The sequence below is a fragment of the Vibrio sp. PID17_43 genome, assembly GCF_002608565.1.
Classification (GTDB): Bacteria; Pseudomonadota; Gammaproteobacteria; order Enterobacterales; family Vibrionaceae; genus Vibrio.
Window position 1 is genome coordinate 1 of sequence record NZ_LIXM01000047.1, and the last position, 4,882, is coordinate 4,882.

The following is a 4,882-nucleotide window of genomic DNA, read 5'->3' on the forward strand; positions in this document are numbered from 1 at the left end:
AGAGAAAGAACAAGACTAGAAGGAAATTGTCATGAGCTTATCACCAGGGGCGAAATTCCGGCTCGCCGTTGAGCAAAACGATCCGCTACAAATTGTTGGCACCATCAACCCGTACACCGCGATGATGGCCAAAAATGTCGGCCACCAAGCGATTTACTTGTCGGGCGGGGGCATTGCTAATGCCTCTTACGGCCTGCCAGATTTAGGCATTACCACCCTCAATGATGTATTGGTCGACGTCGACCGCATCACCAATGCGTGTGATTTGCCGCTGTTGGTGGATATTGATACCGGATTTGGTGGCGCGTTTAACATTGCCCGCACCATCAAAGCGATGGAAAAAGCCGGCGCGGCGGCGGTGCAGATGGAAGACCAAGTGGCGCAAAAGCGTTGTGGTCACCGCCCGAACAAAGCGATTGTCAGCCAGCAAGAGATGGTGGATCGCGTCAAGGCGGCGGTGGATGCGCGCACGGATGAGAGCTTTGTCATCATGGCACGCACCGATGCGCTAGCGGTGGAAGGTATGGACAGCGCGATTGAGCGTGCGATTGCTTATGTGGAAGCGGGCGCGGACATGATTTTCCCAGAAGCGATGAACCAGCTAGAGCAGTACCAACAGTTCTCGGCGGCGCTCAAGCAAGCGACGGGCAAACACGTGCCTATCTTGGCCAACATCACTGAGTTTGGTCAAACGCCGCTGTTTGGCTGTGACGAGCTGGCTCAATCCAACGTCGACATGGTGCTCTACCCATTAAGTGCGTTCCGCGCGATGAACAAAGCGGCGGAGAATGTCTACAAGCATTTGTTAGAAGTGGGCAATCAAGAAGCGCTGCTTGACTCGATGCAAACGCGTAAAGAGTTGTATGCGCACCTCAATTATCACGACTACGAGGACAAGTTGGACCAACTGTTCTCACAAGAGTCATAACCCCTCGGGGGAAGCCCAAGAAATAGTTCGGAAAATTTCTAATCACGTGAAAGTCGTCGGGTGACGCACCGCTCCACAAGAGAGCCGCATCCGACCGAAAAGGAGTTCAAACCATGTCTGAAACGGTTGCAAAGAAAAAACAAATCGGAGGCGCAGGCCTTCGTGGTCAAAGTGCGGGCAGCACAGCGCTGTGTACGGTGGGCAAATCGGGCACCGGCCTGACCTATCGTGGCTATGACATCACCGACCTGGCCAACCATGCTCAATTCGAAGAAGTGGCGCATTTGCTGCTGCGGGGTCACTTGCCAAACCAACAAGAGCTGGATGCGTACAAAACGCATTTGCTGAGTTTACGTGGCTTGCCAACCGCGCTTAAGCAGGCGTTAGAGCTCATTCCGGCCGACGCGCACCCAATGGATGTGCTGCGCACCGGTTGTTCTATGCTGGGTAACTTGGAGCAAGAGACGGACTTTGACCAACAGCTGCACGCCACTGAACGTCTGTTGGCGTTGTTCCCAGCGATGATTTGTTACTGGTACCGCTTTAGCCATGATGGCGTGCGCATTGACACCGAAGACCAGAGCGAAGACAGCATTGGCGGTTACTTCCTGAAGTTGCTGACCGACAAAACGCCGAGTGACACGCATAAGCAAGTGATGCACTGCTCGCTGATTTTGTACGCGGAGCACGAGTTCAATGCGTCGACGTTTGCGGCGCGTGTGTGTGCCTCGACATTGTCGGATTTGCATTCTTGCATTACCGCAGCGATTGGTACCCTGCGTGGGCCTTTGCATGGTGGTGCGAACGAAGCGGCGATGGAAATGATTGAAAATTGGCAAACGCCGGATGAAGCGGAAGCGAACATCCTAAAAATGCTAGAAAACAAAGACAAAATCATGGGCTTTGGCCATGCGATTTACCGCGAGAGTGACCCACGTAACGCCTTAATTAAGCGTTGGTCAGCGGCACTGTCTAAAGAAGTGGGGGATACCCATCTTTACGCTGTGTCTGAGCGAGTGGAATCGGTGATGAAGCGCGAGAAAGGGTTGTTCTGTAATGCGGACTTCTTCCACGCCTCGGCGTACCACTTTATGGACATTCCTACCAAGCTGTTCACACCTATTTTTGTGATGAGCCGTTTAACGGGTTGGGCGGCGCACGTGTATGAGCAACGCGCCAATAACCGCATCATTCGTCCAAGTGCGGATTACACCGGTCCTGAGCACCAAGAATGGGTGCCAATCGAACAACGCTAACGCGTCATGCCTTTCCTTATACAGCTAAGTTGAGGGAAGGCGTGTCTTTTCGATGCCACAGTGCCAGGCAAGATGTACCGATGCAATGGAAGCAACCCCTATGAATATCAATACCCAATACCGAAAACCCCTCCCAGGGACAAAACTGGATTACTTTGATGCACGCGAAGCGGTCAATGCGATTGCTCCGGGTGCCTATGATACCCTCCCATACACCTCCCGCGTGCTGGCCGAGCAGTTGGTGCGCCGCTGCGAGCCAGCGACATTAACCGACAGTTTGAAGCAGTTGATTGAGCGCAAGCGTGACCTCGATTTCCCTTGGTATCCGGCGCGCGTGGTGTGCCACGACATTCTAGGCCAGACCGCACTGGTTGACTTGGCGGGCTTGCGTGATGCGATTGCCGAACAAGGTGGCGACCCATCTAAAGTGAACCCTGTGGTGGAGACCCAGCTGATTGTCGACCACTCTTTGGCGGTGGAGCACGCAGGTTTTGACCCGGAGGCGTTTGACAAAAACCGCGCCATTGAAGAGCGCCGTAACGAAGACCGTTTCCACTTTATCGAATGGTGTAAAACCGCGTTTGAAAATGTCAGCGTCATTCCCGCCGGCAACGGCATCATGCACCAAATCAACCTAGAAAAAATGTCGCCCGTGGTGCAAGCCAAACAGGGCATTGCTTATCCCGATACCTGTGTCGGGACTGACAGTCACACGCCGCACGTTGATGCACTGGGGGTGATTGCGATTGGCGTGGGTGGACTGGAAGCGGAAACCGTGATGCTGGGGCGTCCGTCGATGATGCGCCTGCCTGATATCGTGGGGGTCAAGTTAACTGGTCAACGCCAACCGGGCATTACCGCCACGGACATCGTGCTGGCGATTACCGAGTTCTTACGTAACGAACGTGTCGTCTCTTCGTATCTGGAATTCTTTGGCGAAGGCGCACGCGAGCTGACCATCGGTGACCGCGCGACCATCTCCAACATGACACCAGAATACGGCGCGACCGCAGGCATGTTCTACATTGATGAGCAGACCATCAACTACCTCAAATTGACCGGCCGTGATGATGAGCAAGTCAAATTGGTCGAGACTTACGCGAAGCAAACCGGGCTGTGGGCCGACGATTTAGACAGCGCCGTGTATGAGCGCGTGCTGGAGTTTGACCTCGCCACCGTGAGTCGCAACCTCGCCGGGCCTTCCAACCCGCATCGCCGTTTGCCAACCTCAGAACTGACCGAGCGCGGCATCGCGGGCAAGTGGCAAGAGAAAGAGGGCGAAATGCCCGATGGCGCGGTCATCATCGCCGCGATTACCTCGTGCACCAACACCAGTAACCCGCGTAACGTGGTGGCTGCGGGCCTAGTGGCGAAAAAAGCCAACGAACTGGGACTGGTGCGTAAGCCATGGGTGAAAACCTCCTTTGCACCGGGTTCGAAAGTGGCGCGCCTCTATCTAGAAGAAGCGGGTCTCCTGCCTGAGTTGGAAAAGCTTGGCTTTGGCATTGTCGGCTACGCGTGTACCACCTGTAATGGCATGAGTGGCGCCCTAGACCCACAAATCCAACAAGAAATCATCGACCGTGATTTGTACTCGACAGCAGTCTTATCTGGCAACCGTAACTTTGATGGGCGGATTCACCCGTACGCCAAGCAAGCGTTTTTAGCTTCGCCGCCATTGGTGGTGGCGTATGCGTTGGCGGGCACCATTCGTTTTGACATTGAACGTGATGCGCTCGGCATCGATGCCCAAGGCCAACCGATTTACCTCAACGACCTGTGGCCAAGCGACGAAGAAATCGACGCAGTAGTGGGTCAGCACGTGAAGCCCGAGCAGTTTAACCAAGTCTACATTCAGATGTTCAAACTGAACCAAGACGAACGTAATACCAACCCACTGTACGACTGGCGACCGATGAGCACCTACATCCGCCGTCCGCCTTATTGGCAACAAGAGGGCGAAGGGGCATTAGGCGGGGAACGCACGCTGTCGGGCATGCGCCCACTGGCGGTGCTGGGTGACAACATCACCACCGACCATCTATCGCCATCTAACGCCATCATGGCCAGCAGCGCGGCTGGGGAATACCTAGCGAAAATGGGCGTGCCGGAAGAGGACTTTAACTCCTACGCCACCCACCGTGGTGACCACTTAACCGCGCAGCGTGCCACCTTCGCGAACCCGAAACTGTTCAATGAAATGGTGAAAGAGAGCGGCGAAGTGGTGCAGGGCTCACTGGCGCGTATTGAGCCAGAAGGTCAAGTCACCCGCATGTGGGAAGCGATTGAAACCTACATGCAGCGTAAGCAACCGCTGATAGTGGTTGCGGGGGCTGATTATGGCCAAGGTTCATCTCGTGACTGGGCGGCCAAAGGCGTGCGTCTTGCTGGCGTAGAAGCAATTGTGGCAGAAGGCTTTGAGCGCATTCACCGCACCAACTTAGTTGGCATGGGCGTCCTGCCGTTGCAATTTAAACCGGGCACCACCCGTCAGACGCTCGAGCTTGATGGCAGTGAGTTGTATGACGTGGTCGGTGATATCACTCCGGGGGCTGAGCTGGCGTTAGTTATTACTCGCACCAATGGTGAAAAACTCGATGTGCCGGTCACCTGCCGCTTAGACACGGCCGATGAAGTGCATGTCTACCAAGCGGGCGGGGTACTACAGCGCTTTGCACAAGACTTTTTGGCGCAATAA

At 54.9% G+C, this 4,882-nt stretch carries 3 protein-coding genes; all 3 read left to right on the plus strand.

Annotated features, from left to right (window positions below; all coding sequences use genetic code 11):
- The first annotated feature begins 31 nt into the window (after positions 1–31).
- The 3 genes from prpB to acnD all read left to right on the plus strand — a co-directional run bounded on the left by prpB (position 32) and on the right by acnD (position 4,882).
- Positions 32–928: a methylisocitrate lyase gene (gene prpB, locus AK965_RS20010; RefSeq protein WP_099081231.1), complete on the plus strand. Its 897-nt coding sequence runs from the start codon at positions 32–34 to the stop codon at positions 926–928.
- Between the two features lie 113 nt (positions 929–1,041).
- Positions 1,042–2,184, plus strand: coding sequence for a 2-methylcitrate synthase (gene prpC, locus AK965_RS20015; RefSeq protein WP_099081232.1), 1,143 nt, complete (start codon positions 1,042–1,044; stop codon positions 2,182–2,184).
- A gap of 100 nt (positions 2,185–2,284) precedes the next feature.
- On the plus strand, positions 2,285–4,882 hold the full coding sequence (acnD, locus tag AK965_RS20020) for a Fe/S-dependent 2-methylisocitrate dehydratase AcnD (protein ID WP_253252717.1): 2,598 nt from the start codon (positions 2,285–2,287) through the stop codon (positions 4,880–4,882).

Bases quoted from the DNA above. Each gene is read 5' to 3' on its own strand.
- acnD (WP_253252717.1), top strand. From the start codon at position 2,285: ATGAATATCAATACCCAATACCGAAAACCCCTCCCAGGGACAAAACTG.
- prpC (WP_099081232.1), top strand. From the start codon at position 1,042: ATGTCTGAAACGGTTGCAAAGAAAAAACAAATCGGAGGCGCAGGCCTT.
- prpB (WP_099081231.1), top strand. From the start codon at position 32: ATGAGCTTATCACCAGGGGCGAAATTCCGGCTCGCCGTTGAGCAAAAC.